The sequence below is a fragment of the Neotamlana sargassicola genome (genome assembly GCF_020523965.1).
In the GTDB taxonomy this organism is placed as follows: Bacteria; Bacteroidota; Bacteroidia; order Flavobacteriales; family Flavobacteriaceae; genus Neotamlana; species Neotamlana sargassicola.
In genome coordinates this window covers 1-559 of record NZ_JAJAPX010000018.1, presented here as the reverse complement: position 1 = coordinate 559, position 559 = coordinate 1, and the positions used below count along the sequence as shown (strand labels likewise).

The window sequence follows — 559 nt, the reverse complement described above, 5'->3', positions numbered from 1 at the left end:
CGTTGTGTGTAATTTGAGAAATGAGACAAACGATGACCAAAAGTGATAAAAATTTAAGGATTCTGAACAAGTTAATTGTGAACGGATTCTATAATGGATATATCGGAACTGAAAAGTTTGAATTAATGCGGAATCGTTTCCCGAACAATCACAGACTAATCGGAATTGTGAATGAAACAGGTAATTACGATTTGAAATTTGACTTTAAGTCACCAATGAATATTTTAGCGAAAGTTTTACTCGGACTCGGAATTTTGATTTCAATAATTTCGCTGATTAAAGGAATTTGGATTTTACCGATTGTATTTGTTGTTTTCGGACTGATTATGTTTGCGGATTTTAAACTAAAAGAGAAAAAAGAAATAAATATATTCACGGATAAACTATTGGAATTCCACAAAACGGAATATGAAACTGAATAAAAACTACACACAACAATGTATAACCGCAATTACGGCGGATTCGACTACGTCAGAATCCACTCGGAATTGCTAACGTCAGTATTTAACCGAAAAACATTAACTTTAATCCCGTAACTGACGGTTATACGAGACCGTTG

General features: G+C 33.3%; 1 protein-coding gene. It reads left to right on the top strand.

Features of this window, described 5'->3' with window-relative positions; all coding sequences use genetic code 11:
• The first annotated feature begins 32 nt into the window (after positions 1-32).
• On the top strand, positions 33-422 hold the full coding sequence (locus LG651_RS15650; protein ID WP_226697045.1) for a hypothetical protein: 390 nt from the start codon (positions 33-35) through the stop codon (positions 420-422).
• The last annotated feature ends 137 nt before the right edge of the window (positions 423-559 follow it).